The sequence below is a fragment of the Anaerostipes hominis (ex Lee et al. 2021) genome (genome assembly GCF_002270485.1).
Classification (GTDB): Bacteria; Bacillota; Clostridia; order Lachnospirales; family Lachnospiraceae; genus Anaerostipes; species Anaerostipes hominis.
This window is the reverse complement of sequence record NZ_NQOG01000006.1, coordinates 1-25478: the sequence shown is the minus strand read 5'-3', so window position 1 is coordinate 25478 and position 25478 is coordinate 1. Positions and strand designations below refer to the sequence as shown.

The following is a 25478-nucleotide window of genomic DNA, read 5'->3' as shown; positions in this document are numbered from 1 at the left end:
AGTCTATATTCCTCCAAATCTCCGTTCTCTTCCGTTATAGTACTCCACAGCTTTTTTCAATTCTTTTTTGTTGAAATCCGGCCAGAGCACATCGGTAAAATAAAATTCTGTGTAGGCCAGCTGCCAGAGCATGAAATTCGACAGCCGCTGTTCTCCGCTTGTGCGGATCATCAGGTCAGGCTCGGGAAGTCCCTTTGTATCCAGATATCCTGCAAACAGATCTTCTGTGATCTCCTCTTTTTTCAGAGTGCCTGCCAGCAGATCACCGGCCATTTTTTTCATGGCGCGGATCATTTCATCGCGGCTGCCGTAATTCAGGGCGATAGTAAAATTGATTCCTGTGTTGCCCTTGGATGCTTCTTCAAGCTGTTCGATCTTTTCCCTGAGATCCTCTGAAAGCCCGGTCACATCTCCGATGACGCGGACTCGCATATTATTTTTATTTGCCCGTTTGATGCATGTCTTTAAGTAGTCCCTTAAAAGCTTCATCAAGGCATCCACTTCATCCTTCGGACGTCTCCAGTTTTCGGTTGAAAATGCGTATACCGTCAGGTATTTGATGCCCATGTCAAATGCATCCTCAATGATTCTCTCCACCGTCTTGCTGCCCTGTGCATGCCCCATATTCCTGGGAAGGAATCTTTTTTTTGCCCATCTGCCGTTGCCGTCCAAGATTATCGCAACATGCTCCGGCACTCTCATTGACTCCATAGAACACCTCCGTCAAATCATCGAAAAAACAGGGCTGACTCAAACCAGCCCTGCAGCTTTTCTTTATTGTTATACTGTCATGATCTCTTTTGACTTTGCCTCCACCGCATCATCAATTTTTTTGATATATGCATCCGTAAGCTTTTGAACTTCAGATTCCTGGTCTTTTAACTGGTCGTCGTTCAGCTCATTGGCTTTGTTCATCTTTTTCAGTTCATCGTTGGCATCCCGGCGGATATTCCGGACTGCAACTTTTGTTGTCTCTCCTCTTTTTTTGATATCCTTTGCCAGATCCTTTCTGCGTTCTTCCGTGAGTTCCGGGAAATTCAAGCGGATCGCAGTTCCGTCATTGTTGGGAGTGATTCCGATGTCAGACATCATGATCGCTTTCTCGATCTCTCCTAGCAGATTCGGCTCCCACGGCTGGATCAGGATCGTGCGGGCTTCGGGAACAGAGACATTTCCCACCTGCTGGATCGGAGTAGGCACTCCGTAATAGTCTACGGTAACTTTGTCCAGAACGTGAGGATTGGCGCGTCCTGCACGTATCGCCATAAATTCTGATGTCATGTTCTCATAAGATTTCTGCATCTTATCTTCAAATTTCTTTAACATTTTTCTTCCTCCTATTTTACGGTAACATATGTACCATTGAATTTTCCTTTTAATAAATCGGCTATGCTGTCCGGCTCATTAAGCCCGAACACTGCAAGGGGCATCTTGTTTTCCAGACACATGATCGTAGCTGTCAAATCCACGACTGCAAGCTTTTGATCCAATACATCATCTAAACTGATAGTATCGTATTTCTTTGCATCGGGGTTGACCGCGGGATCGCTGTCGTAAACACCGTCAATAGACTTGGCGAGCAGAATAGCATCTGCCTCGATCTCCACAGCGCGAAGAGCTGTTGCCGTATCGGTAGAAAAATACGGATGTCCGGTTCCGCCTGCAAAAAAAGCGATCTTTCCGTCTTCCATGGCTTTTACCGCCTTGTCTTTGGAAAACAGTTCTGTAAACGAGCCGCACACAAATGGGGTGAATACTTCGGTCTCAAGCCCTGCGGTGCGGAAAGCGTCCGCAACATAAATACAGTTCATTACCGTAGCCAGCATGCCGATCTGGTCTGCTTTCGTCCGTTCCATATTCTCGCTTGTGCGTCCTCTCCAGAAATTACCGCCTCCGATGACAATGGAGATCTGGAGTCCCCGGTCGGCTAAAACCTTGACCTGTCTTGCCACATCCATACAGGTGGCTTCGTCAAAACCAGTCTTTTTATCTCCCGCGAGTGCTTCGCCGCTCAGCTTCAAAAGAATCCTTTTCATATCCTTTATATCTTTCATGAACTTACCTCATCTATCGTATTTTTCTGTTTCTCTCTGATGAATTATAGCATAAACCATACCAAAGGACAACTGAAATTCAGCTGTCCTCACTGTCCAGTATGATCGTGAACGGTCCGTCGTTTGTAAGCCTCACTTCCATCTCCGCACCGAAGATTCCGGTCTCGACTTTCGGAACTTTTTTTCTGCACTCTGATATGATATATTCATACAATTCTTCTGCCAGGTCCGGTTTTCCTGCATTGATGAAAGAAGGCCGGTTGCCCTTTCTGCAGTCTGCATAGAGGGTAAACTGGGAGACGAGCAGGAGACTGCCGTCCACATCCTTCAGTGCAAGATTCGTCTTCCCATTTTCATCGTCAAATATTCTTAACCCTGCCATTTTTTTAATCAGTTTATCCGCTGTCTCTCTCGTGTCGTTCTGACCGACACCGATCAGTACTAAAAATCCCCGGTCAATGCTCCCGACCGTTTTGTGGTCCGCATCCACCTCGGCATGGCTGACTCTTTGAATTACAAATTTCATATGCTCTCTCTTTCTTTTAATATCCAAAAATTCTTCCCGTGATCTCTTCCGCTTTCCTGTAAACGTAATCAGGTTCTTCTCCGATAAAGAATTCTCCATCCTCATAGAGGATCTTCCCCGCAACCATAGTGAACCGGACATTTTGTTTGCTTCCGCTGTAAACTAAATTCTTTGTCAGATTATGGAGCGGCCGCATGTTTGGCTGATTCAGGTCGATCAGGATCAGGTCTGCCTGCTTCCCTTCTGCGAGAATATCACAGTCAGAGAGTCCCATTGCCGCTGCGCCGCCCAACGCAGCCATTTTGAGCACAGCGTCCGCATCTGTGGCCGAGGCGTCGTTTTCCCGGTACTTGGAGAGCCCTGTGACCAAAAACATTTCACGGAACATGTCCAGACAGTTGTTGCTCGCTGGGCCGTCGGTCCCGATGGCCAGATTGATCCCCATATCCATCATCTGCTTTATCGGCGCAATGCCGCTTGCCAGCTTCAAATTAGATGCCGGATTTGTAATCACAGACACCCGCCGTTTTTTCAAAATCCGGAGATCTTTTGGTTCCATATGAACACAGTGAAAACACCCGCCTCCATTCTCGAACAGGCCCAGTCGGTCCATGTAAGCCGTCGGCGTCAGCCCGGTGCGTTCTTTGCAGGAAATGACTTCCGGGAGGCCCTCTGAACTGTGGGTATAAACCGGAGCATGATACTGATCCGCCAGCTCTTTTAGAGCGCGAAGTTTCTCCTCGGATGTGGTATACTCTGCATGAAAGCCAAGCCGAAAGCTGATCAGACTGTCTTTTTTGTTATATTTTTGATACCATTCGTCCAACTGTTCGACAGACTGTGAAAAATCGTTCAGGGCACCGCAAAGCACCGTCCTGAATCCGCAGTCTTCGGATGCCTGAGCGATCGTATCAGGTGTTAAGTACATATCAAAATTGGCCGTCATCCCGCTTGTCAGATATTCCATAACCGCAAGCTTGGAGAGATGATAGATATCGTCGGGAGTGAGCCTTGCCTCCCATGGAAAAACCTGCCGGTTCAGCCATTCAAGCAGCGGCAGGTCATCTGCATGGGACCTTAAAAAGGTCATGCCAGAATGAGTGTGGGCATTTTTAAAACCCGGCATTAAAAGACCACCCCGGGCGTCAATCTCTCTTTCAAACTGCCCGTCTGCTCCGGAAAAAGCGGAGATTTTCTCACCGACATATGAAATCCGGGACCCGTCAATTTGGATTTCTCCGTCAAACGGCTGCATACCGTTTTCCATTGTAAGAATTTTGGCATTATAGATCCTTATCATGAGACTCTCCTTTGAATATATTGCCGGAACTGCTTTTCTCAGAGCAGCTCCGCTATCTTTATGATCCCTTCTTTGAGCAATGCCTTAAACACAGGAGCGGCTTTATCTGCGGTCTCCTGAACTTCTGCATGGCTTAACGGCTTCATTGTGATGCCTGCGCCCGGATTGGTGATGCAGGAAATACCGCAGGTCTTCATTCCCATATGCTTTGCGGCTACGGCTTCGCAGGCCGTACTCATGCCGACCGCATCTGCACCCAGTATTCTGCACATTTTGATCTCCTGTGGAGATTCAAAATTCGGTCCGCTGAGCTGCACATAGACGCCTTCCTTCAAATCGATTTCAAGTGTCCTGGCGATTCTGCGAAAAATGTCCTGGAATCTGTCATTATAAATGCCTGTCATATCACAGAAACGTTCTCCCAGCTTTTCCAGGTTCGGTCCGATCAGCGGAGAAGGAACGAAGGTAGAAATCTGGTCAGTGATCATCATGAGATCACCGGCGTCAAATTCGTCGTTGACGCCTCCTGCCGCATTGGTAAGGATCAGGGCTTTGGCACCCATCATTTTCATCAGACGGATTGGCAGGACCACATCTGTCATGTCATAACCTTCATAGTAATGGACTCTTCCCTGCATGATCACCACGGGTACCTTTTCTACATAACCAAAGATAAATCTTCCTTTATGGCCTTCCACTGTGGACACCGGAAAATCCGGCAGATCCTTATAGTCTACGGTTGTCTCGATCTGAATATCCTCTGCAAAATCGCCGAGTCCTGATCCAAGTACAATGGCTATCAGCGGCTTAAAATCTGTTTTTTCCTGCATGCTCTCATAGCATATCTGTAATTTTTCATAAACCGCATTCATTACGGTCCCTCCTTTATGAAATCAACTGAACTTTATATTCTGCACCATGTTTCGACAGCCATGTTTTCGGCTGTTCATAATCCGGCATATACTGTGCGACTGCCTGATAAAATGCCGGGGAATGGTTCATGACTTTTAAGTGGGCAAGTTCATGTACCACCACATATTCAAGAACTTTTCGCGGCATCAGTATCAGCTTCCAGTTAAAATTTAAGTTTCCTTTGCTGCTTGCGCTGCCCCAGCGTGTCTTCTGTTCACGGATCGTTATTTTCCCGTAAGCAACTCCCATCTGTCCTGCATATATCCGACAGAGCCGTGTGATCACAGTTTTCGCCTCCTGTATATAGGCTTCCCGTTCTTCGGCCGTCATACGGATATTTTTCTGATTACTTTTTCTCTCCTCTGAAAGCTTCACGTGGTGTCTGATCCAGTCTTGTTTATCTTCGATAAATCTGCGGATCTCACTTTTTGGAAATCGTTCGGGCGCTCTGATAATCACCTGTCCGTCCGCAGTCACTGTGACGGCCAGAGTTTTTCTGCTGCTGTAAATCACTCTATAGTCTAACGCCTGATCCACTGATAAACCACTCCCTCCAGCAGTGCCTTGGATGCGGCAAAATATTCCCGTACTCTGTCTTTGTGTCTGCTTTGATAGATCATCGTATCTGCGATAACCGCATGGGCGTTAAGTCCTGCGGCTTCTGCCAGATAATCTGTCCTTGGGACGTACAGCTTCTGCGTGCACACATAAAATGATTTTCCGCGAAACGCGGAACTTGTATTCTTCATTGTGCGGAATGTATCGAATCCTTCTCGGTCTTCATATAGATTTTCCTTTGGAATTCCTCTTAAAAGCAGGTACATTTGCATGAACTTTACTTCCTTTTTCGTTCCTGAGATCAGAATAAACCTGCAGACACCGGCCCGGTAAAGCCTCAGCGCCCCGTCCAGACGGTCCTTAAGCTGTGCGCCTATGACACCGTTTTTTACGAGGGCGCCCGGAACTAAAATGCCGTCCCTCCTTTTGAGCGCCTCACAGAAGAATACATCCGGCACTGCCCTCTTTTGTTTTCCATGCAGCCTTCTATATGAAAACAGAGAAAAACCTGCGGCCAGGATTTCCGGAAGAAACCAGAGCCAAATATGTCTTTTTTTGCCTTTCATCTCTCATAACTCCTTATTGAACGTTATCTTCAGTTTGTTCCTGCTGCTGTTCCGTTGTGGCCGGCTGTTCCGTCGTGGCAGGTTTTGGTGCCTCGGTCTTTTGTTGTGTGGCTGTTGTCGTTTTCTGCCGTTCGGCCGTAGTCCTCTTCTGTCTGCGCGTCGCCGTACTCCTGTGGGTTGCGGTCGTACTCTGTTTTCCGGACCTGGTGCTTTCTGTGCCGCGTTCCGGCGTCTGATGATCTTCGGAAGATCCGGTATCTTCCAACGTTGTCTCTTCCGAGGATGTCTCAGTTACTGCTGAGTCTTCTTTATCCTTTTTAAATCCGCCGGAAAACATTACTACAATGACCATGCAAATGATCACAGCAACTGTCCCGAAGATCAGTGCGATCATATTTTTTTTACTGATCTGCATTGTCTTATCTCCTGTTCTTATATAAATTTTTGTTTTATTTTCCTTCTCTATGCCGTCTCCATTATAAAAGAGGAATGGAAATGTGTCAATTTTTACTAACAAAGAATTTATATAATAAAAACATGCTGGAAATTATGTAGAATCTTTTTCAGTTGGTATATTTGACTTGTAAAATGCATTTTGGGACATTATACTAGTATTGATATAATATTGACAAAAAATAATCAAACAAGCTAAGGGGATGAAAACATGTATTGTACAAAAAATATTACAGACGACTTATATTGGATCGGAGGAAACGACAGGAGACTCGCCCTGTTTGAAAACATTTTTCCGGTGCCAAACGGTGTTTCTTACAATTCTTATGTGCTGTTAGATGAAAAGACAGTGCTTTTCGATACGGTGGACAAGGCTGTCAGCGAGCAGTTTTTTGAAAACCTTGTCCATGCGCTCGGAGAACGCACACTGGATTATGTGATTATCAACCACATGGAACCTGATCACTGTGCCATGCTCAAAGAAGTAATCATGCGATATCCGGATGTTCAGATCGTATGCAATGCAAAGACGGCGGACATTATCAAACAGTTCTTTAAGATCGAGACAGACGCTGTCATCGTGAAGGAAAACGATACCCTCTGTACCGGAAAACATACTTTCACATTCCTTATGGCACCTATGGTACATTGGCCGGAAGTTATGGTCACATATGATACGACGGACAAAATATTATTTTCTGCAGATGCCTTCGGAACTTTCGGGGCGATCAACGGAAATCTGTTTGCCGATGAGATTGAATTTGAGCACAAATGGCTGGATGATGCCAGAAGATATTATACGAATATCGTAGGAAAATACGGAGCTCAGGTACAGGCTCTGTTAAAGAAGGCTTCCAATGTGGAAATCGGAATGATATGTCCGCTCCATGGTCCGGTGTGGAGAAAAGACCTTGAGTGGTTCATTGAAAAGTATCAGAAATGGAGCACTTACGAGCCGGAAGACCAGGGTGTCATGATCGCTTATGCATCTATTTACGGCAACACGGAAAATGCAGCCAATGTACTGGCTTCCCGCCTTGCTGACAAAGGTCTTAAAAATATTGCCATGTACGATGTGTCTGTAACCCATCCGTCTGTGGTTGTTTCCGAAGCATTCCGCGCAAGCCATCTGGTATTTGCGTCTCCGACATACAACGGCGGTATTTTCCCGAATATGGAGACCGTGCTGCTTGATCTGAAAGCACATAATCTTCAGAAACGTACCATAGCGTTCATGCAGAACGGAACGTGGGCGGCAACTTCCGGCAGACAGATGAACGAGTTGGTGTCAGGTATGAAAGAAATGACTGTCCTGGAACCAACCATAACGATCAAATCTGCGCTGAACGACAGCCAGTCAGAGGAAATCGACGCAATGGTTGATGCAATTTTGGAATCTATGAACTAAATAATATATATGCTAAAAGACGCTTTTAAAGGCCACCTCAATAGGCCATTTAAAAGCGTCTTTTTTATCCTCCGATCTGTGACATTTTCCGGCTGTCTGCTTTACCGTTCGGGTCTCTCTCAGAAAATCGGTGTCCTTCAGGCTTATCCAGGACAGTCTGGCATATGAGTTGTGAAAGCTCTTCTCTTGATATTCCGGATCTTAATTTTTCTCTCAGAGGTATGCCGCGGCTGTAATACAGACAAGGCTTTAAGAAACCTTCTGAGGTGAGCCGGATTCTGTTGCACTTTCCGCAGAATTTACAGTGGACCGCATCGATGAACCCCACGGCTCCGCAAAAACCGGGGATTTTTAAATATCTGGCAGGTCCGTTTCCCCTGACCTGTTCTTCTTTTTTGATGCCGGGATATTTTTCACGGAGCAGAGACATGATCTCATCCGAATCCATTCCGGTGAATTGTTTTCCAAAGCCGATGGGCATTATCTCAATGAAACGGATATCAACGGCATCTTTTCTGCCTATATCCAGCAGATCAAAGATTTCCCCGTCGTTGATACCCTTCATAATCACACAATTTATTTTGGTGTTCAGTCCCATGCAGGCGGATTTTCTGACGGCCGACAAAACCGTCTGTACTCCTGTTTTCCCGGTAACAGCTTTATACTTTTTCTCGTCCAGTGTGTCCAGGCTGACGTTAATGCCGTCGATCCCTGCCTCTTTCAGCCGTTCAAGATATGGTTTTAGGAGGAGGCCGTTGCTGGTCAGGGTGACCTGCCTGACTCCGGGAAGCTGTTTCAGCCTTTCTATAAAGCCAACACATCCTTTCCTCACCAGAGGCTCTCCTCCCGTGATCTTAAACTTACAGATGCCCAGATCTGCGGCGCTCTCACATATGCTTAACAGTTCTTCGTAGCTTAAAATATCTGCATGTTCCACAGATTGAATATCTTCCGGCATACAATACCGGCACCTTAAATTACAACAGTCAGTGACGGAAATCCTCATGTAATCAATTGTGCGTCCGTAGATATCTTTCATCACTGTGTGTCCTTTCTATCTCAAAAACAGATGAAGCAGCCTGTTTTTTCTCTCGTGGTATGGGTGGTACCGGATGGGAAGATCCATCCATGTTGATTTCTTTACAATACTCTTTCTGTGACTGAATGTCCGAAAACCATATTCGCCGTGATAGGACCCCATGCCGCTCTCACCGACTCCTCCGAATCCCAGGTGTGATGTGGCGAGATGTATGACGGTATCATTGATACATCCGCCTCCGAAAGCCAGATTGTTAAGAGTCCATTGTTCCATTTTCTTATTTCTTGTAAACAGATAGAGAGCCAGAGGCTTCTCCATCTGTCTGATATGCCGTACCGCATCTGAAAATCTTCGGTAGGAAATCACAGGCAGCACAGGACCAAAGATCTCTTCCTGCATGACGGGGGAATCCCACGATACCTCTGGAAGGATGGACGGTGCTATTTTCAGTGTTTCTTCACAGCCGTACCCCCCGAAGGCGGCAGTCTCTCCTTCGATCAGCTTCATAATCCTGTGATATTGCTTTTCATTGATAATCTTTGGGTATTCACCGTTTAAGAGAGGCTCCTTTCCGAGCATACGGCAGGTCCAGTAGATCAGTTCTTTTATCAAAGCCTCTTTTACAGATGCATGTACGAGGATGTAGTCCGGTGCCACACAAGTCTGGCCGCTGTTTAACAATTTTCCGAACACAATCCTCTTGGCAGCCAGAGAAAGATCTGCCGTCTTGTCAACGATACAGGGACTCTTTCCGCCAAGCTCCAGGGTTACGGGTGTCAGACGGCGGGCCGCATGTTCCATGACAATTTTTCCTACTGTCTTGCTGCCGGTAAAGAAAATATGATCAAACTTCTGGCTGAGAAGCTGTTGGTTCTCCTCTCTTCCGCCTTCCACAACAGCGATATAGCCTGCGGGAAAAGTCTCTTCTACGATGTGCCGGATCAGAGCGGATGTGTTGGATGCGTCCCTGGACGGCTTTAAGATACAGCAGTTTCCGGCAGCCACGGCTCCGATCAGAGGGGCAGACGTCAGCAAAAAAGGATAGTTCCACGGAGCCATGATCAAAACCACACCCAGAGGCTCGGAGATTTCAAAGCTTTTTGCGTGAAACTGGCTAACCGGCGTGGGCTTTCTCTGCGGTTTCATCCAATCTTTTAAATGTTTTTTTGCATAGTTTATTTCACTGTAAAACAATCCGACTTCTGTCATATATGATTCAAAGCCGGATTTATTCAAATCTTTTTTCAAAGCACGTATCAGCTGTTTTTCATGGCTTTTTACTGCCTGTTCTAAACGGCACAGAGCTTCCATCCGAAAAGTATATGATTGTGAAGCACCTGTATAATAAAAATTTCTCTGAAGTTTTACTAATCGGTCAATGGTCATAAAGGTTCCTCCTTATGGAATAAAAAAGAAAAAGTCATCTGTTCATAGTCAGACTTTTTTTCCAGTGGGCCGGGTATTTTCTGTAATATGAATTCGGTCTGTCTGTCATCCATAAGCCATATCCATGCATCTTCCGGGTCCAGGATGAGAGGCATTCTGTGGTGGACACTCTTCACAGATTCATTTGCTTCTGTGGTAAGGATCACGAAACGCTGACAGGCGCCAAACTGATTCCAGCATCCTGCCATCAGGAGCGGTTTTTTGTCTGTACGTTGAAAAGTATATTTCGTCTTTTTGCTGTCCCACTCATAAAAACCGCGGGAAGGCACGAGGATTCTTTTGGTACGGACGCTGTCCCGGAACATCCTTTTTTCGAGTGCGCCCTCCGCCCTCGCATTGAAGATCAGCTGATTTTTTTCAAAACCGGGAAATCCCCATCTCATCCTTTCAAGTCCGATTCCTGCCGGTGTGCGTACCAGAACATCCGCAGTGTCCGCGGGATGAACGTCCTCTGCCGCCGGGACAACATCTTCTGTCCCGGGAATCCTGAATGTATCATAGAGTTCTTCTGCCACTGAAGGGTCTGTAAAATATCTTCCGCACATAGTACTCTCCTGTCCGTTAAGCTTTATTTTTTCTCCGTTTGATCACTTTAAGCCTGGTGAATTCCTCTCTCTCCTTCTCTTCCAGGGCATTGGATATCTCGGTCACAAGACTCCTATAAGAAGGAATCGTAATATTTTTTAAGGCATTTGTACGCTTCTGCGTCTTTTTGATGCTGGCCGCCAGCCGATAGGCAGAGTTTTCGGCCATGGAAAGCCGGATGGTCAGATCTTTGACCTTCCGGAAAGCCTCTCTTGCTTTGTCTATGGATTCCCCTGTGGTGCTGAAGGAATAGGTCGGAATGTTTTGATCCGGTGTATAAGTCACCAGAGGGATCTCTGTTCCCATGATACTGCGGCTTTTTATTTGAATAGAATCCTCGATGGGCACCGTATAGGCCAGCTGGTCTGTCTCGCTGATGCCGTGTTCGATATTTGCGGCCTGAAGACATTGATAGGCGTAAGTAAAGGTCACATCGATCTGTTTCTGAATATCCTTCGCCTGGTCAATCAGGTTCATAAGCTCTCTGATCAGAATGTTTCGTTTCTTGTCCATCAGATCATATCCCTGTATAGCCAGGGCGAGAGAGTTTTTAGCGATCATCAGATTACCCTTAGTCGGAAAAGTCCTTGGATCCATACGTCCCCCTCCTTTCTTTCAGCTTGGGCTAAAACATCAAAGAATCTGTTGCCGCCGGAGGCCTGCTGTCCTCCGGTTTTTTGGAATAAGTATCCTTATCCCCGGTCTTTCGATAATAACGGTCCAGAAGTTTCGTATTAACACGGTCCAGTTCCTCTCTCGGAAGAATAGTGAGAAGTTCCCAGCCGAGATCGAGGGTCTCTGTCATCGTGCGGTTTTCCTCACTTCCCTGTTCGATATACCGTTCCTCAAACTCTTTTCCAAACTCTAAATACTTTTTGTCGATCAAAGACAGCTCGTCTTCCCCGATGACAGAGGCCAGATTTCTGGCGTTCCCCACTTTTGCATATGCGGAGAACAGCTGGTTTGCCAGGTCCTGATGATCTTCCCTTGTATAGCCCTCTCATAGATCATTGCCAGTTCACTGTATAAATAACCGGGAAATCCTTTTCTGCTTGGAATCTCTCCTTTGGAGGAGGAAACTTCCCTCATGGCCTCCGCAAAGGCCGTCATGTCGGTCAGAATGACCAAAATATGCATATGATGTTCAAAGGCCAGATATTCTGCCGCAGTCAGCGCCACCTTGGGCGTGATCAGCCTCTCAGCTACCGGGTCGTTAGCCATATTTAAAAACATCGCCACATGGCTTAAGGCACCGCTCTCCTCAAATGTCCTGCGGAAAAAATCCGCGTCGTCGTGTTTGACACCCATGGCGGCAAACACGATGCCGAAGTTATCCATGCTGTCCCCGGATCAGTGTCATCAGGCCGTCGATTGCCGAAATCCCTGTGCATATAAAATTCCTTGGATACTCCCTGCGGACCGGATTCAGAGGCAGTCCGTTGACATTGCGTTTTACGTTCGACGCAATGGGCCCCAGTCCATCGATAGGTTTTCCAAGGCCGTTTAATGTCCTTCCAAGGATGTCGGGGGAGAGAGAAATTTCCATGGGATGTCCCGTAAGCCTTGTATGAGTATTGGAAAGCCCCATATTATCTGTCGTGTCAAACACCTGGATGATCGCCTTGTCCTCATAAAGCTCGATGATCTTACCAAGTTTTTTCCTGTTTCCCTCTATGACAAACTCTACTATTTCCTCATAAAAAGCATCTCTGCAGCCCTCCAGTACCACTAAAGGACCATTGATCCTGTCAAGTCCCAAATATTCAATCGGCATGTTAAACACTCCTTTCAGGTACAATCCTTTTACACTGCAGACAATTTAACCGTTTTTCTCGATTATCTTCCGGTAAAAATCATCCACCGCTTTTCGATATTCATCAAACATCTTCAGCCTGTCATTGGGCACATCATATTTCATGGATATCACAGCTTCAAAGATTGTATCGTCTTTATGAAAGGCATTCTGCTGCAAAAATCCAAGACGGATCACTCTGGCGATCTCCAGGATCAGCTTCTGATCATCAGGGAGCACATCGCTTCCGATCAGCTTGACGATTTCCATCAGGCCGCTTTCCTGATTTAAGAGAGCCATGATGCGATTCCTGTGGTCCACAAACTCCATGGAGACGTGTTCGCCATACCAGGGAGCCAGATCTTTTAAGTATTCGCTGTAACTGGTCAGCCAGTGGATAGCGGGGAAATGTCTGGAATATGCAAGACTTTTGTCCAGTCCCCAAAAGCACCGCACAAACCTCTTTGTATTCTGGGTCACCGGCTCTGAAAAGTCGCCTCCCTGGGGCGATACCGCGCCGATGATCGATACGGAGCCTTCCGTGCCGTTTAAATTCATCATCGTTCCCGCCCTCTCATAAAAGGCCGACAGTCTTGAGGCAAGATAGGCCGGAAAGCCTTCCTCCGCCGGCATCTCCTCCAGCCTCCCGGAAAGTTCTCTCAGCGCTTCTGCCCAGCGGGACGTAGAATCTGCCATGACTGCCACGTCATATCCCATATCTCTGTAATACTCGGCCAGGGTCAGTCCGGTGTAAATGCTTGCTTCCCTGGCGGCAACAGGCATATTGGACGTATTGGCGATCAGAACTGTGCGGTACATCAAAGGATTCCCGTTCCTCGGGTCCACCAGTTTTGAAAACTCCTCCAACACCTGTGTCATCTCATTTCCGCGCTCTCCGCATCCGATATAAATGATAATGTCGGCATCCGACCACTTGGCGATCTGGTGCTGGGTCATAGTCTTGCCGGTTCCAAAACCGCCCGGGATGCAGGCCGTACCGCCTTTTGCAATGGGGAACATCGTATCCAGAATTCTCTGACCGGTGATAAGAGGCCTGGAGGCCGGATAGCGCAGACTGACCGGTCTCGGAACTCTGATGGGCCACTGCTGCATCATAGAAAGTTCCCTGAGATCACCATTTTCCTGCCTTACTGTGACCAACGGTTCATCGATGGTATAACTTCCGTCGCAGACAGTCTTTTCAACGACACCCTGAACACCGGGAGGCACCATGCACCGGTGGGTGATGGCGGCCGTCTCCGGCACCCTGGCTATCACATCCCCCGGTTTTATCTGCTCTCCCGCTGCTACGGCAATATGTGTTTCCCAGCGTTTTTGAAAATCCAGGGAATCCACCTGGGTTCCCCGTCTGATAAATTTGCCTGACTGAGCAGCGATCTGTTCAAGAGGGCGTTCAATTCCATCAAAAATATTGTGGAGAATCCCCGGTGCCAGTGACACAGAAAACGGATATCCGGAGGCCTCTGCCTGGTCTCCGGGACGGATGCCGGTCGTATCTTCAAAAACCTGTACTGTAGCCGCATTCTTGTCCAGAGAGATCACTTCTCCAACCAGTTTTTCCGGTCCCACATAGACCATCTCGGACATTTTAAACCCGATATCCCCCTTCACGTAGACCACCGGTCCGTTGATTCCGTATATACGGCCTGCCTCAGACATTTTTCTCACCTCCCCGGAACAGAAAATCCGCGTATTCCTTCTCAAGTGCGCGGGAGAGTTCCTCTTTTTCGTGGACAACGATTCCATCCACGCCAGCAAGCCGCATTCCTGTGCAAGTGTCGACATTATCACTGATCAAAAACATTTTCATGGCTCACAGCTTTCCCAGGATCATAAAGGCGATGACCAGCCCATAAAGGCAGATTCCTTCCGCCGATAGTATCCGAACGGTATTAAAACGCTTAAAATCAAGGCTGCAATCAGCACAAGCTTTGTTAATGTATTCATAGTGAAGACCTCCTTCCATCAGACAGACAAAAAGGTTTCCCTGGCAGCATAAATCTTATCCGCATTTTCGTTCAGTGTCTGTGTCATCTTATTATCCAGAGTCTTCTTTTTTTCTGTGAGAATAGAAAGTTTTCGGTTAAGGTCGTCATAAGCCTCCTCCGGAGTTCCGATGAACTCGTCCGGGATGAAAATCCTTTCAAAGTGAAGAGACTTGAAAATGGCATCGATCTGTTCCGATTTGGACCTGGACGTAAAATAGACCCCATACCCGTAGCTGTTATTTCGTACCCCCTCTACAAAGATCACATCCTGATTGTGTTCGATGAACTCCAGCATCTTTTCAAAGTATTCCAAAGGTGCCCGTCCGAAGCGGAATTTCACGAATTGAAAGTGGAACACTTCTCTCAGGACAAACTGCATGGGGCGGAATGGTTCAATCATTTTTATTTGTTCAGTGAGATGCTTTTCCTCAAGCTCCAGTGCTTCTTTTTGAGCCTGAATACTGCGGCTTTATCGACCCGTTCCAGAGGCTTTTTATAAGGGTTCGTATCCGTGAACGGCTGCAGGTTATCAACCGTCTTTAATTCCGACAAAGCATTTTCAAGCTGAATCTCGTATTTTGACAGATAATCGTTGGTGACTCTGTCGATGTCGCGCTTTGGGCCCGTGAGAGTTATAAACTTCATCTTAACAATCATACCCCGATAACTCCTTTCATATAACCTGCCGTCTGTTCAGGAGGCAGGCCGTAACGGACGCGTTCCATAATGGTGATCAGTCTCTGTATCTCCTCTTCCTTATAGAAGAGATATGCGGTCAGGCTTGCGATAGAGCCAGCCTGTTTACAATCGCATCCATCCTCACACCCCCTTCTGAAGTCAAAATGTTTTTTTCATTATACACCTAATGCATAAAAAAAGCATCTGAAAACCCAGAGATGTTTCCCTGTTTCCAGATGCATATTTCAGTCGGACCATTTTGAGTGCAGGATGTTAAACAGACCTTTTTCATCTGACACCGTATAGTCTGGAGATACTTTGCCGTCCGGCAGAATATCCTGTCTCCGGTTCAGCCAAATGCTATTCCAGCCGGCATTTATAGCTCCGCTTATATCTGTGGCATATGTATCCCCTATAAACCATGTATCCTTCCTGTCAAGTCCAAATCTCTGCTCCGCGAGTTTGAAAATCCCGGGGTCCGGCTTGCGGACTCCCTCGTCCCCGGATACAATGATCCGGCTGTCAGGTATCCATGCTTCCAGGTGAAGATTCTTTACTTTGTTCCACTGAGCACGGGAGAACCCATTTGTTATGACTCCGGTGAAAATTCCTTTTTGTCTGCAAAACTCCAGAATGTTTTTCATTCCTTCTGTCAGCGTGATCTTTGTCTGTTCTATCCGGTATACCTCATGAAATTCCATCACCTCTGACTCTGTAATCTGAATCCCGAATTTCCTGAAAGCTTTGCGGATTCTTTCAATAACAGGGACGTCATGAATTCTTCCCGCCAGAAACAGGTCCATAGAAGGAATGGAATATCTCTCTTTAAAAACCTTCTCGCATGCGCTGCAAAAAGGTATGGACACATCATAGAGTGTATCATCCACATCGAACAGTATAGCCAACATCCTCCACCTCACTTTTTCTCTTGATTATTTTGCGGCATCCACCGGTCTGATCCGTCTGAGACAAAGCTTCCGTCACCGATGCCAAGCGCAGACTTTGCAAGCATATCTGCCCTGTCATTGTACTCATCATTGGAATGGCCTTTTACCTTTACAAACCGTACCTGAAGCCGATCCTTCACACCATTGTAGAAGGAACGGTAGGCCTTCGTCCCCTCTTTCTTTGCGGCCCACTCCCCGGTGCACCATTTTGCGATTCCCTCATAATCATAGTAAATGGCCAGCTTTTGATAGCCTCTGTCCACAGCATACTGCATTGCCTTTTGAGCGCCCTTGATCTCGCCGGCCACATTTCTCATAGAGGCTAACGCAGGATCTGCATATTTTTCGGCAAAATACAATTCTCCCTCTTTTTTTCTGATGACCATGCCATATGAAAATTCTTTTTTTCGATGGTCATAGCTCCCGTCTACATAGGCTGTCAGGGTCTGGCCGTCGATCTCCATATCCTGCCCGGCCGAAGAGTTAAGAAATGCCTCGGCCTCGGACAATGCAGGAAAGCTTTTAAACTGAGCACACGGAAATCCGGAAACCTGTGCCTGACAATCCTTCCATGTGCGATAAATCCCCGGGTTACGTCCTTGTCTGACTGCGTAAAATTTGTTTGCCACGATGTAAATCCTCCATATTTTTTCCGCTTTTTATTATAACAGAAACAGGAAGTATCTGAAAGTACAGATACCCCCTGCCTGATTGCCGCTATTTCAATGATAAAAGATGAAGTTTTAGTTATTCGACAAATTTACAGAAAAACTGTATGTAGCATTTGCTTTGGCAAGGACCTTCTGTTTTACAGAACAATCGTCGATCAGATAGGAAAATTCTTTCATGACATCCCATAAGTCCCTTGCCTCCTGACCGCTTAATTCGGTTGTACGGTCATTCAGTAATTTCCCTACGGCGGCAGCGGTCTGCCTCACATTCTCTGTACTAAAATCATTTCCAAGCAACTCTAAAAAAACTTCAGACATATATTTCATATTTGCTCCTTTTATTATCTTAAAAGTAACACTGCTCATGCTTATAGAGTAAAGCAAAATTCTGAAAAAGTCTATTCTTTTCGACAGACATAAAATGAAGGAATCCGTCTCTATTCGACAGAATCTCCGTTCATACTTTTCTGAAAAGTATCCAGCAAATCTGATAATATACGTTTTTGTTTGGGAGTCAAACTTTCTACTTTCAGGAGAAGTTTATTTTCACTCTCAATTATTTCCGGATCAAATTGATCTTTTAATATTTCATTTGGTGCTGTTTTTAATGCCTGACATATTCTGATGAACAGAGGCAGACTTGGAAGCCTGATCCCTGATTCTATCTGCCTGATGTGTCCGGCATTTACATCACAAATTTCTGAAAGAGCTTCGGAAGTCAGCCCTCTTTCTTTCCGAATCTGGTTAATCCTCTTACCCAACAATCTGCGTTCCATGTGCATGGCTCCAATCGGTATTATTTTCTCTCTCTCATATCCTTTCACAGCCTTATCTATAAGGTTTTAACATACATGTATTTCATTATATACAAAAGGTTTCCCGTTTCACTAGATGCGTAGACGTATGTATTGTCATCTCTCTGCACACAAAAAGATGGATTTGAAAATGCTTCTTCTTTTATGTCGAATTTTGTCATCCATTTTCTATTTATATGATTCATAAGAAAGCCGTCTTTCAAACGTGACAGGAACAGGATATCAAAATGAAAATAAATTTATGAGTCATCGGGAGTGCAGCTTTTGCAGCCATCGCTGCAGAGCAGGACACTATTATGGAACTAATGCGGAAGGATATGTCAGATATATCGGCTTCATAAGAGAAAATCGGAACAATGAATGCGGAACTGAAAAGGAAGGATTATTTCTGCTGCTGATCTCCGGAAGCTCTCATTGCAGCGGCAATCTCAGAAAATTTTCCGGTGATATAGCCATAATTTTTTCTTTTATGAGGGATCATGCACTGACTGCAGTCTTTCACGCCGTTTTTTAATCTAAAGCTGCCGCCGCAGTTCTCCCCAAGCATATAAAGCGGACAGTAACAAAAAAGGCAATTAAAGTTATCGATATCATCCGTTTCATGGCAGGGGAAATACTCACAGTCTCTGTGCCGGAAAAATTGATAGTTTTTTTTCTCTTTCTTCATAATTTACTTCCTGTCTGATGTTCTAAAATAAGGCGGACGAGACTTTCGACCGATGCCTGCTCTGCAGTATATACATTCATCTCAAATTCTTTCGCCGCCTGGGCGGTCTGCTCTCCGATACATGCTGCCTTCATCCCTTTGATGCACGTATCCGCCAGGGCGGCCGCAAATCCCCGAACTGTGGAGGCGCTTGTAAAGACTGCCCAATCGATCTCTCCCGATTCGATCATTTCTTTTACAGGGACCAGCTGCCAGTTCTCACATCGAGTCTCATAGATTCCTATATCATCTGTCTGAATCCCGGGCTTTTTCTGAAGAATCCGTACAATTTCCTGATTTCCCGAAGCTGCCCGCGGCATCAGGATATGCTCCGTACCTGAAAGTCTGTCCGCGAGTGCCCTGGAAAGAGAAACTCCGTCATAATGTTCGGGTACCAGATCACAGAACAGGCCTTTCTCTTCCAATGTCTTTTTCGTACCCGCACCGATGGCGGCAATCCTGCAGGAACCAAGGCTCCTGATATCTTTTTTCTGCTTTTTCATTTCTTCGAAGAAAATCCTGACTCCATTGATACTTGTGAACACGATCCAGTCATAAAAATCGATCTTTTCAAGAGCCATGGAAAGTTTCCTCTGGTCTCTTGCCGGCTCTATGCTGATAGAAGGCATTTCCAGGACTTCGGCCCCTTGTTCCCTGAACATGGCAGCCGTCTTTGAGATAAGCTCTTTCGGGCGGGTCAGTAAAATGCGGCATCCCGCCAGAGGAAGATCTTCATACCAGGCAAAATCTTTTGAAAGTCTGCACACCTGTCCGACGACAATGACCGCAGGAGTCTTTATCCGGCTTTTGCACACGGCCTCAGGAAGTTCACAAAGCGGCGCAGAAACTCTTTTCTGTCCTGCCGTGGTTCCCCTGGAAAGCACTGCCGCCGGCATCTGAGGGTTCATTCCCGCAGAGATCAGGGAGTTTGCGATATCTGGAAGTGATGAAATACCCATCAAAAACACCAGAGTACCTTTTGTCCTCACGAGAGCTTCAAAGTCGATATCATATTCTGCTCCTGCTTTTTTGTGTCCGGTTATGATATGCACGGAAGAACTAAAGTCCCGGTGAGTCACAGGGATACCGTTATATTCCGGCACCGCAACCGGTGAGGTGATGCCCGGAACGATCTCAAATGGAATATAGTGTTCTTTTAATAGTTCCAGTTCTTCTCCTCCTCTGCCGAACAGGAAGGGATCTCCTCCCTTCAGCCGCACGACAAAACGGCCTTTTTGAGCTTCATTAAGAAGCAGCAGATTGATTTCTTCCTGAGGCATCGTGTGCTGTCCGGAACGTTTTCCGACATAAATGTAATCAGCCTGTTTTGGAAGTGCCGATAATATTTCGGTGCCGATCAGGTTGTCGTAAATGATCACATCCGCCTTCTTCAGCACTTCCGCTGCTTTTATCGTCAAAAGGCCGATGGACCCGGGCCCTGCGCCCACCAGCCATACTTTTCCAGTCTTCATCGGTAATTTCTCCTTTTTATTTCCATCATAGCATATTGACAAGGTTCTAACAACTCGATAAAATGGGAGAAATTGAATGTTTACAGGTGCCTTTGATAAAGGAGAATAGGAAAGCGGGTGAGATTCCCGCACGGTCCCGCCGCTGTATAGGAAGAGCCGCATTTCAATTATGTCACTGGGAAACTGGGAAGGCGGAATGCGGCAGTGAAGCCTGAGTCAGAAGACCTGCCGTGAACATGCGATTTACACCGGTCTGCGAAAGACAGCCGGTGTAGAATATACCGTCGAAGGAGCCGCGCCCTTCTGCGCCTATATTCGATGCACCAGTATATCTGGCGCTTTTGGTGTTGCAGTTTTTACACCGAAACACAGTTAAGTGAATCGAAAGGAGCAAACATGAAAAACAATCAAAAAATCATTGTAACCGCTGTACTGGCGGCGGCTGTCATCTTCGGCTTCGGCCGCACAGCCAGCGCCATGCACATCATGGAGGGGTATCTTCCTCCACAGCTCTGTATCTCCTGGGGAGCTCTGAGCCTTCCGTTTTTAGCCGCAGGATTTTTCTCCATCAAAAAGACGGTCAGCAAAGACCGGCGTCTGATGACGATACTGGCTATGTCAGGAGCATTTATCTTCGTTATCTCTTCTTTAAAAATCCCCTCTGTCACAGGAAGCTGTTCTCATATGACCGGCACCGGACTCGGAGCCATTTTGTTCGGCCCTTTGGCTGTGAGCATTCTGGGCATCATTGTGCTGATCTTCCAGGCAGTCCTCTTGGCCCACGGGGGATTGACGACCCTTGGCGCCAATACTTTTTCTATGGCAATTGCAGGGCCATTTTTATCCTTCGCAGTGTATAAGGTCTGTCAAAAATGCCGGCTGAACCGCCGGATCAGCGTATTTTTGGCCGCAATGCTTGGAGACATTTTTACATACTGCATCACCAGCGTCCAGCTGGCACTTGCGTATCCATCAGAGCAGGGTGGCTTTCTGGCCTCCGCGGCAAAATTTCTCGGAGTTTTTGCTCCAACCCAGCTCCCTCTCGCCATCGTAGAAGGAATTCTGACCGTTGTAATCATCATCTCGCTTGAGTCCTATGCCCGCCCGGAACTCAAGATTCTTGACTTCATCAAGGAGGGACATGCATATGAAAAGTGATAAGAAAAAAGTCATCATCCTGCTTTTAGTGGCCGCCTTTATTGCTGTGGTCCCTCTGTTTACCCTAAAGGGCGCCGAGTTCGGAGGCTCTGACGATGCGGGCAGTGTCATGATATCAAAGATAGAGGGAAGGGAATATCAGCCATGGTTCACTCCCGTCCTGGAAACTTTCATTGACGGAGAGCTTCCGGGCGAAGTGGAAAGCCTTCTGTTCTGTGTACAGACCGGGATCGGTGTCGGGATCATTGCCTATAACCTGGGACGTTTAAGGGAACGGAAACGTCTCCTTGCTTCGGCAGAGGCGGCAAATGATGCTGATTGATCAATACGGTTACCGGTCCGGGCTCAGAAAAGTAAACGTCATGGAAAAGTTCTGCTTTTCTGTGACGACGCTTCTGCTCTGTATCCTGAGCAGATCTTTTTCTGTTTCCATTCTGGTTCTTTTAAGCCTTGGATGGCTGACAATAAGAAAAGGAGGTATCCCCGTCCGCCGGTATATAAAGCTAATGCGTATCCCCGCAGTCTTCCTGCTCTTGAGCACGCTGGCGATCCTCGTCAATATTTCCAAAACTCCTCTGGATGCCTATGCAGTGCCGGCAGGTCCCTACTATATAACAGGAAGCACCGAATCGGTCATCTTTGGTCTCAGACTGATCCTGTCATCCCTTTCCGCGGTGTCCTGCCTATATTTTTTGTCCCTGTCAACCCCGGTAACCGATCTGATCGGCATTTTAAAGAAACTTAGATGTCCGGCACTGCTCATAGAATTGTTTCTGCTCATTTACCGGTTTATTTTTGTCTTAATGTCAGAGGCTTCTGCTGTAAGGATTTCCCAGGAGTCCAGGCTTTCCTGCCGGAATTTTAAGACGGCAGTCCGTGCATTCGGAGGTATGGCCTCTGCTCTGTTCATTCGGGCAGTGATGCGCTCCGGCAGATTATACGATGCCATGGAATCCAGATGCTACGACGGGACCATACGGGTCCTTTTGGAAGAATATCCGCCGAAGAAGAAAGAAATCATTTGCATGATATTGTTTGAACTTCTTCTGCTGTCTATCACGATAGGAAGGAATATTTACATATGAAAACAGAGTCTATGATAACAGCTGATAATCTGTGGTTTACTTATGACGGAGAGGATATCCCGGCCTTACAGGGGCTTTCTCTGGATATTAAGAGGGGGAGCAAAACTGCGGTTATGGGAGCAAACGGTTCCGGAAAGTCCACGTTTTTTCTCTGCCTGAACGGTATTTTGCGTCCCCAGAAAGGCGCCCTGTCTTTTTGCGGAGCCCCTTATTCCTATGATAAGAAAAGCCTGTTAAATTTGAGAAGCAGGATCGGCATCGTATTTCAGGACCCCGATAACCAGCTGTTTTCAGCCAGTGTCCGGCAGGAGATTTCTTTTGGCATTTTAAATCTTGGGGCAGACAATGAGACAGCCCTGAGAGAGACGGAAAAAATCATGGATGCGCTGGATATTACAGAATTAAAAGACCGCCCTACACATGCCCTAAGCGGAGGACAGAAAAAACAGGTGGCTGTCGCCGATATCCTTGTCATGCATCCTGATATTGTGATTCTGGATGAACCTGCCGCGGCCCTTGACCCGAAGCATACAGACATGTTAAATAAAATCATCGATCAGATGACAGAATCCGGTATTACGGTTCTGATCTCAACTCATGATCCGGACTATGCTTTTTCATGGGCAGATCAGATCATCTTGTTTCATCAGGGCAAAGTTCTCAAAGCCGGATCACCCCTGGAAGTATTTTCTGACAGGCCGGCTCTTAACCTCACCAATTTGTCTCAGCCGGCTGTACTCTCTATATATGAAAGTCTTTGCCGGAAAAAGATGATCAATGAGAAATTTCCGGCTCCCAGAAGTCTCATGGAGCTTTTACATTTCATCGAAGGAATCTGAAGATTCCCTGTCTGCGGAGGAGAATAATGAACGATACTAGAAAAAAAGCAATATTAGCGGTCAGTTTTGGGACCAGCTATGAAGATACACGAAAAAAAACGATCGAAGCAATCGAAGATACATTAAAAGAACATTTTCCGGATCACAAAATGTACCGTGCCTGGACCAGCCGGATGATCCTTGAAAAAATAAAAAAGAGAGACGGAATCCATATTGACTCTGTTCCCGAAGCCATGGAGCGCATGAAAGCCGACGGCATTGCAGATGTGATCATCCAGCCCACCCATGTGATCAACGGCGTGGAAAACGATCAGATGAAAACAGACGCTCTTTCCTTCCGGGACTCTTTTCATTCTATTGTCTTCGGGGCACCTCTTCTCTCATCGGAATCCGACAATGAAACGGTTGTGAATGCGGTGGCATCGGAGTTTTCGTGGATCTCTGACAAAGATGTCCTGGTTCTGATGGGACACGGCACTACTCACTATGCCAATACTGTCTATGCTGCCCTTGACTACCGGTTCAAGGATATGGGGTTTAAAAATATCTTTCTGGGTACAGTAGAAGCCTTCCCGAATATGCATTCCCTGATGCGTATGGTAAAAGAATTCCATCCGAAGAAAGTCATTCTTGCGCCTTTTATGATCGTGGCCGGAGATCATGCAAGACATGATATGGCGGGAGACGACCCGGATTCCTGGTACTCTCAGTTTGTGTCGGCGGGATATCAAGTAGAATGTGTAATGAAAGGACTCGGGGAATATGACGGGGTCAGGGAGCTGTTTGCAGAACACGCGAAATCCTGTACCTAGATATTGACTTTCTCAGTCAATATGATATTCTATAAAAAATAGCATAAATGTTCATTACCGCCGGGTAACGTCTTATTCATTCCAGTAGGCCTTTGTTGGAATGAGTAAGACGTTTTTTATGCCATAGGAAAGTCCTGCGGAGATGTACACAAATGCATAAGGAAGGTATATACCATATGAAAGAGATCTCATGTTTTAAAGTTTTTTTGAAGTATTCTTCGCTCAATGTACTGGGTATGTTAGGGTTGTCCTTTTATATCCTGGCAGATACCTTTTTTGTCTCCAGGGCATTAGGCGCTGATGGACTGACCTCCTTAAACCTTGCAATTCCGGTTTACAGCTTTATAAACGGCAGCGGATTAATGCTCGGAATCGGAGGAGGAACAAAATATTCAATTCTAAGAAGCCAGAAAAATAAAGTCAAAGCGAATCAGGTATTTACAAATGCTGTGGTTTTGACCGGAATCATCGCAGGTATCTTCTTCCTGCTTGGTATTTTCTGCTCCGGCCCTATGGTCAGTATGTTGGGAGCCAACGAATCTGTGTTCAAAATGACAAAAACTTATTTACAGGTTATTCTGTTGTTTGCCCCAATTTTTATGACAAATAATCTTTTGCTGTGTTTCATAAGAAATGACGGAAATCCCCAGTTATCCATGACAGCCATGATCTGCGGCAGTCTGTCTAATGTTATTTTGGATTATATATTTATATTTCCGCTCGGAATGGGATTGTTCGGGGCAGCGTTTGCCACCGGACTGGCACCGGTAATCAGCATTTTGATTCTGTCCCCTTATCTGATAAATAAAAGAAATCAGTTTCATTTAAAGAAATGCAGACTTTCGGCAAACCTTCTGCTTGATATTTTTTCAAGCGGACTTCCGTCTTTGATCACAGAAGTTTCTTCCGGTATCGTGATCATTGTATTTAATGTGATCCTGCTGCACATTGCGGGGAACATCGGCGTTGCGGCCTATGGTGTCATCGCGAATCTGTCACTGGTCGTCATGGCAGTCTATACAGGCATCGCACAGGGGATACAGCCTGTCTTAAGCAGCAATTACGGTGCCGGAAACCATAAAAATGTTACTGCGATTTTACGTTACGCTGTCACCGCGGTTATTGTAATCTCCGCCTGCGTTTATCTGTGTATGTTTTTCGGTGCGGAACCGATTACCGGAATCTTTAACAGCAATCACAATAAGACACTTCAGGATATCGCAGCCGCAGGACTGAAAATATACTTTACAGCCTCTGTATTTGCTGGTTTCAATATTGTGGCTGCCGTTTACTTCACTTCAACGGAATACCCCCGGCCGGCACACATGATATCGATCCTCCGGGGATTTGTCATTATCATTCCTATGGCTTTTATATTGTCTGCCCTGGGAGGCATTACAGGAGTCTGGGCAGCCTTTCCCATGACCGAACTGCTTGTCAGTCTGATTGGAATGATCCTGCTTTTTAGGTTTATTACAAAAACACAGAAGCAATCGAGTAGGGGAGATTAAATCTCCCCTCTCACACCACCGTACATGCCGTTCGGCATACGGCGGTTCAACATAACTTCAAAGCATGACGTTCCATGTAATAATCGTAGCAACTCACAAGCCCTGCCTGTTTCAGCTTTTCTTTTGAGATTGCCCT

At 46.3% G+C, this 25478-nt stretch carries 30 protein-coding genes, 2 pseudogenes and 1 riboswitch; of the genes and pseudogenes, 7 read left to right on the top strand and 25 right to left on the bottom strand.

All coding sequences use genetic code 11. The features are described from left to right. Nucleotides 1–3: 3 nt before the first annotated feature. From CI597_RS07505 to CI597_RS07465, 9 genes are all read right to left on the bottom strand, one after another. Entirely contained in the window at nt 4–702 is a 699-nt protein-coding gene (locus tag CI597_RS07505) for an isoprenyl transferase (protein ID WP_024727584.1), read from the bottom strand. Between the two features lie 78 nt (nt 703–780). Continuing rightward, a complete protein-coding gene (gene frr / locus CI597_RS07500; RefSeq protein WP_024727585.1) occupies nt 781–1326 on the bottom strand; it encodes a ribosome recycling factor in 546 nt (181 codons plus the stop codon). Between the two features lie 11 nt (nt 1327–1337). Next, nucleotides 1338–2036, bottom strand: coding sequence for a UMP kinase (pyrH, locus tag CI597_RS07495; RefSeq protein WP_024727586.1), 699 nt, complete (start codon nt 2034–2036; stop codon nt 1338–1340). Nucleotides 2037–2133: 97 nt separating this feature from the next. After that, nucleotides 2134–2580: a D-aminoacyl-tRNA deacylase gene (gene dtd / locus CI597_RS07490; RefSeq protein ID WP_024727587.1), complete on the bottom strand. Its 447-nt coding sequence runs from the start codon at nt 2578–2580 to the stop codon at nt 2134–2136. A gap of 16 nt (nt 2581–2596) precedes the next feature. Then, nucleotides 2597–3880: an amidohydrolase gene (locus CI597_RS07485; RefSeq protein ID WP_024727588.1), complete on the bottom strand. Its 1284-nt coding sequence runs from the start codon at nt 3878–3880 to the stop codon at nt 2597–2599. Between the two features lie 38 nt (nt 3881–3918). Further along, on the bottom strand, nt 3919–4752 hold the full coding sequence (locus CI597_RS07480; RefSeq protein ID WP_024727589.1) for a purine-nucleoside phosphorylase: 834 nt from the start codon (nt 4750–4752) through the stop codon (nt 3919–3921). 13 nt (nt 4753–4765) lie between these two features. Continuing rightward, nucleotides 4766–5329, bottom strand: a complete 564-nt coding sequence (locus CI597_RS07475; RefSeq protein WP_024727590.1) for a M48 family metallopeptidase — start codon at nt 5327–5329, stop codon at nt 4766–4768. Then, the gene (locus CI597_RS07470) at nt 5314–5916 is read right to left on the bottom strand and encodes a SanA/YdcF family protein (RefSeq protein ID WP_024727591.1); all 603 of its coding nucleotides are present in this window, start codon (nt 5914–5916) and stop codon (nt 5314–5316) included. The genes CI597_RS07475 and CI597_RS07470 overlap by 16 nt, the downstream gene beginning before the upstream one ends. Before the next feature lie 13 nt (nt 5917–5929). Then, on the bottom strand, nt 5930–6331 hold the full coding sequence (locus tag CI597_RS07465) for a hypothetical protein (RefSeq protein WP_024727592.1): 402 nt from the start codon (nt 6329–6331) through the stop codon (nt 5930–5932). 249 nt (nt 6332–6580) lie between these two features. On the opposite strand from CI597_RS07465, the gene CI597_RS07460 reads away from it, so the two are divergent. Beyond that, nucleotides 6581–7777 carry an FprA family A-type flavoprotein gene (locus CI597_RS07460; RefSeq protein WP_024727593.1) on the top strand — a complete coding sequence of 399 codons (1197 nt, stop codon included), beginning with the start codon at nt 6581–6583 and terminating at the stop codon, nt 7775–7777. Between the two features lie 64 nt (nt 7778–7841). On the opposite strand, the gene moaA is transcribed toward CI597_RS07460, so the two are convergent. The 16 genes and pseudogenes from moaA to cobA form a co-directional block, all read right to left on the bottom strand. Continuing rightward, complete coding sequence (gene moaA, locus CI597_RS07455; protein WP_024727594.1) at nt 7842–8816, bottom strand: GTP 3',8-cyclase MoaA; 975 nt, start codon at nt 8814–8816, stop codon at nt 7842–7844. 15 nt (nt 8817–8831) lie between these two features. Beyond that, the gene (locus CI597_RS07450; protein WP_024727595.1) at nt 8832–10202 is read right to left on the bottom strand and encodes an aldehyde dehydrogenase; all 1371 of its coding nucleotides are present in this window, start codon (nt 10200–10202) and stop codon (nt 8832–8834) included. Continuing rightward, nucleotides 10199–10807: an SOS response-associated peptidase gene (locus tag CI597_RS07445; protein ID WP_024727596.1), complete on the bottom strand. Its 609-nt coding sequence runs from the start codon at nt 10805–10807 to the stop codon at nt 10199–10201. Before CI597_RS07445 ends, CI597_RS07450 begins: the two co-directional genes overlap by 4 nt. A gap of 16 nt (nt 10808–10823) precedes the next feature. After that, nucleotides 10824–11444, bottom strand: a complete 621-nt coding sequence (locus tag CI597_RS07440) for a V-type ATP synthase subunit D (protein WP_024727597.1) — start codon at nt 11442–11444, stop codon at nt 10824–10826. Between the two features lie 28 nt (nt 11445–11472). Beyond that, nucleotides 11473–12621: pseudogene (locus tag CI597_RS19395) on the bottom strand (V-type ATP synthase subunit B). A 45-nt stretch (nt 12622–12666) separates the two neighbouring features. Next, on the bottom strand, nt 12667–14319 hold the full coding sequence (locus CI597_RS07430) for a V-type ATP synthase subunit A (RefSeq protein ID WP_024727601.1): 1653 nt from the start codon (nt 14317–14319) through the stop codon (nt 12667–12669). A gap of 25 nt (nt 14320–14344) precedes the next feature. After that, nucleotides 14345–14470 (bottom strand): annotated as a pseudogene (locus CI597_RS07425) (V-type ATP synthase subunit F); the annotation flags it as partial. Between the two features lie 155 nt (nt 14471–14625). After that, nucleotides 14626–15048: a hypothetical protein gene (locus tag CI597_RS18430; RefSeq protein ID WP_024727602.1), complete on the bottom strand. Its 423-nt coding sequence runs from the start codon at nt 15046–15048 to the stop codon at nt 14626–14628. A 2-nt stretch (nt 15049–15050) separates the two neighbouring features. Next, nucleotides 15051–15305: a hypothetical protein gene (locus CI597_RS18425; RefSeq protein ID WP_024727603.1), complete on the bottom strand. Its 255-nt coding sequence runs from the start codon at nt 15303–15305 to the stop codon at nt 15051–15053. Beyond that, a complete protein-coding gene (locus tag CI597_RS19390) occupies nt 15302–15427 on the bottom strand; it encodes a V-type ATPase subunit (protein ID WP_243167425.1) in 126 nt (41 codons plus the stop codon). The genes CI597_RS18425 and CI597_RS19390 overlap by 4 nt, the downstream gene beginning before the upstream one ends. A 144-nt stretch (nt 15428–15571) precedes the next feature. Further along, entirely contained in the window at nt 15572–16234 is a 663-nt protein-coding gene (locus CI597_RS07410) for an HAD family hydrolase (RefSeq protein ID WP_024727604.1), read from the bottom strand. 8 nt (nt 16235–16242) lie between these two features. Next, nucleotides 16243–16902 (bottom strand): viroplasmin family protein, encoded by a 660-nt coding sequence (locus CI597_RS07405; protein WP_024727605.1) that lies wholly within the window; start codon nt 16900–16902, stop codon nt 16243–16245. A 114-nt stretch (nt 16903–17016) separates the two neighbouring features. Then, nucleotides 17017–17271 (bottom strand): hypothetical protein, encoded by a 255-nt coding sequence (locus tag CI597_RS07400; protein WP_009289659.1) that lies wholly within the window; start codon nt 17269–17271, stop codon nt 17017–17019. A 110-nt stretch (nt 17272–17381) separates the two neighbouring features. Next, complete coding sequence (locus tag CI597_RS07395; RefSeq protein ID WP_024727606.1) at nt 17382–17720, bottom strand: helix-turn-helix domain-containing protein; 339 nt, start codon at nt 17718–17720, stop codon at nt 17382–17384. Nucleotides 17721–18141: 421 nt separating this feature from the next. Next, on the bottom strand, nt 18142–18426 hold the full coding sequence (locus tag CI597_RS07390) for a cysteine-rich small domain-containing protein (RefSeq protein ID WP_024727607.1): 285 nt from the start codon (nt 18424–18426) through the stop codon (nt 18142–18144). Continuing rightward, nucleotides 18423–19937, bottom strand: a complete 1515-nt coding sequence (gene cobA / locus CI597_RS07385) for a uroporphyrinogen-III C-methyltransferase (RefSeq protein ID WP_024727608.1) — start codon at nt 19935–19937, stop codon at nt 18423–18425. The genes CI597_RS07390 and cobA overlap by 4 nt, the downstream gene beginning before the upstream one ends. Before the next feature lie 67 nt (nt 19938–20004). After that, nucleotides 20005–20185: riboswitch (cobalamin riboswitch) on the top strand. Between the two features lie 148 nt (nt 20186–20333). Here cobA and CI597_RS07380 point away from each other — a divergent pair. The 6 genes from CI597_RS07380 to CI597_RS07355 all read left to right on the top strand — a co-directional run bounded on the left by CI597_RS07380 (nt 20334) and on the right by CI597_RS07355 (nt 25342). Beyond that, nucleotides 20334–21095 (top strand): energy-coupling factor ABC transporter permease, encoded by a 762-nt coding sequence (locus tag CI597_RS07380; protein ID WP_024727609.1) that lies wholly within the window; start codon nt 20334–20336, stop codon nt 21093–21095. Further along, on the top strand, nt 21085–21417 hold the full coding sequence (locus CI597_RS07375; protein WP_024727610.1) for an energy-coupling factor ABC transporter substrate-binding protein: 333 nt from the start codon (nt 21085–21087) through the stop codon (nt 21415–21417). The genes CI597_RS07380 and CI597_RS07375 overlap by 11 nt, the downstream gene beginning before the upstream one ends. Continuing rightward, complete coding sequence (cbiQ, locus tag CI597_RS07370; RefSeq protein WP_081723837.1) at nt 21407–22180, top strand: cobalt ECF transporter T component CbiQ; 774 nt, start codon at nt 21407–21409, stop codon at nt 22178–22180. The genes CI597_RS07375 and cbiQ overlap by 11 nt, the downstream gene beginning before the upstream one ends. After that, nucleotides 22177–23019 (top strand): energy-coupling factor ABC transporter ATP-binding protein, encoded by an 843-nt coding sequence (locus CI597_RS07365; protein ID WP_024727612.1) that lies wholly within the window; start codon nt 22177–22179, stop codon nt 23017–23019. The genes cbiQ and CI597_RS07365 overlap by 4 nt, the downstream gene beginning before the upstream one ends. Nucleotides 23020–23045: 26 nt before the next feature. Beyond that, complete coding sequence (locus tag CI597_RS07360; RefSeq protein ID WP_024727613.1) at nt 23046–23831, top strand: sirohydrochlorin cobaltochelatase; 786 nt, start codon at nt 23046–23048, stop codon at nt 23829–23831. Nucleotides 23832–24007: 176 nt separating this feature from the next. Continuing rightward, on the top strand, nt 24008–25342 hold the full coding sequence (locus tag CI597_RS07355; RefSeq protein ID WP_186992537.1) for an MATE family efflux transporter: 1335 nt from the start codon (nt 24008–24010) through the stop codon (nt 25340–25342). Nucleotides 25343–25478: the final 136 nt, after the last annotated feature.

Coding starts and splice junctions, on each gene's coding strand:
- CI597_RS07505 (WP_024727584.1), bottom strand. CDS start 702: ATGAGAGTGCCGGAGCATGTTGCGATAATCTTGGACGGCAACGGCAGA.
- frr (WP_024727585.1), bottom strand. CDS start 1,326: ATGTTAAAGAAATTTGAAGATAAGATGCAGAAATCTTATGAGAACATG.
- pyrH (WP_024727586.1), bottom strand. CDS start 2,036: ATGAAAAGGATTCTTTTGAAGCTGAGCGGCGAAGCACTCGCGGGAGAT.
- dtd (WP_024727587.1), bottom strand. CDS start 2,580: ATGAAATTTGTAATTCAAAGAGTCAGCCATGCCGAGGTGGATGCGGAC.
- CI597_RS07485 (WP_024727588.1), bottom strand. CDS start 3,880: ATGATAAGGATCTATAATGCCAAAATTCTTACAATGGAAAACGGTATG.
- CI597_RS07480 (WP_024727589.1), bottom strand. CDS start 4,752: ATGAATGCGGTTTATGAAAAATTACAGATATGCTATGAGAGCATGCAG.
- CI597_RS07470 (WP_024727591.1), bottom strand. CDS start 5,916: ATGAAAGGCAAAAAAAGACATATTTGGCTCTGGTTTCTTCCGGAAATC.
- CI597_RS07465 (WP_024727592.1), bottom strand. CDS start 6,331: ATGCAGATCAGTAAAAAAAATATGATCGCACTGATCTTCGGGACAGTT.
- CI597_RS07460 (WP_024727593.1), top strand. CDS start 6,581: ATGTATTGTACAAAAAATATTACAGACGACTTATATTGGATCGGAGGA.
- moaA (WP_024727594.1), bottom strand. CDS start 8,816: ATGAAAGATATCTACGGACGCACAATTGATTACATGAGGATTTCCGTC.
- CI597_RS07450 (WP_024727595.1), bottom strand. CDS start 10,202: ATGACCATTGACCGATTAGTAAAACTTCAGAGAAATTTTTATTATACA.
- CI597_RS07445 (WP_024727596.1), bottom strand. CDS start 10,807: ATGTGCGGAAGATATTTTACAGACCCTTCAGTGGCAGAAGAACTCTAT.
- CI597_RS07440 (WP_024727597.1), bottom strand. CDS start 11,444: ATGGATCCAAGGACTTTTCCGACTAAGGGTAATCTGATGATCGCTAAA.
- CI597_RS07430 (WP_024727601.1), bottom strand. CDS start 14,319: ATGTCTGAGGCAGGCCGTATATACGGAATCAACGGACCGGTGGTCTAC.
- CI597_RS18430 (WP_024727602.1), bottom strand. CDS start 15,048: ATGATTGAACCATTCCGCCCCATGCAGTTTGTCCTGAGAGAAGTGTTC.
- CI597_RS18425 (WP_024727603.1), bottom strand. CDS start 15,305: ATGATTGTTAAGATGAAGTTTATAACTCTCACGGGCCCAAAGCGCGAC.
- CI597_RS07410 (WP_024727604.1), bottom strand. CDS start 16,234: ATGTTGGCTATACTGTTCGATGTGGATGATACACTCTATGATGTGTCC.
- CI597_RS07400 (WP_009289659.1), bottom strand. CDS start 17,271: ATGAAATATATGTCTGAAGTTTTTTTAGAGTTGCTTGGAAATGATTTT.
- CI597_RS07395 (WP_024727606.1), bottom strand. CDS start 17,720: ATGGAACGCAGATTGTTGGGTAAGAGGATTAACCAGATTCGGAAAGAA.
- CI597_RS07390 (WP_024727607.1), bottom strand. CDS start 18,426: ATGAAGAAAGAGAAAAAAAACTATCAATTTTTCCGGCACAGAGACTGT.
- cobA (WP_024727608.1), bottom strand. CDS start 19,937: ATGAAGACTGGAAAAGTATGGCTGGTGGGCGCAGGGCCCGGGTCCATC.
- CI597_RS07380 (WP_024727609.1), top strand. CDS start 20,334: ATGAAAAACAATCAAAAAATCATTGTAACCGCTGTACTGGCGGCGGCT.
- CI597_RS07375 (WP_024727610.1), top strand. CDS start 21,085: ATGAAAAGTGATAAGAAAAAAGTCATCATCCTGCTTTTAGTGGCCGCC.
- cbiQ (WP_081723837.1), top strand. CDS start 21,407: ATGCTGATTGATCAATACGGTTACCGGTCCGGGCTCAGAAAAGTAAAC.
- CI597_RS07365 (WP_024727612.1), top strand. CDS start 22,177: ATGAAAACAGAGTCTATGATAACAGCTGATAATCTGTGGTTTACTTAT.
- CI597_RS07360 (WP_024727613.1), top strand. CDS start 23,046: ATGAACGATACTAGAAAAAAAGCAATATTAGCGGTCAGTTTTGGGACC.
- CI597_RS07355 (WP_186992537.1), top strand. CDS start 24,008: ATGAAAGAGATCTCATGTTTTAAAGTTTTTTTGAAGTATTCTTCGCTC.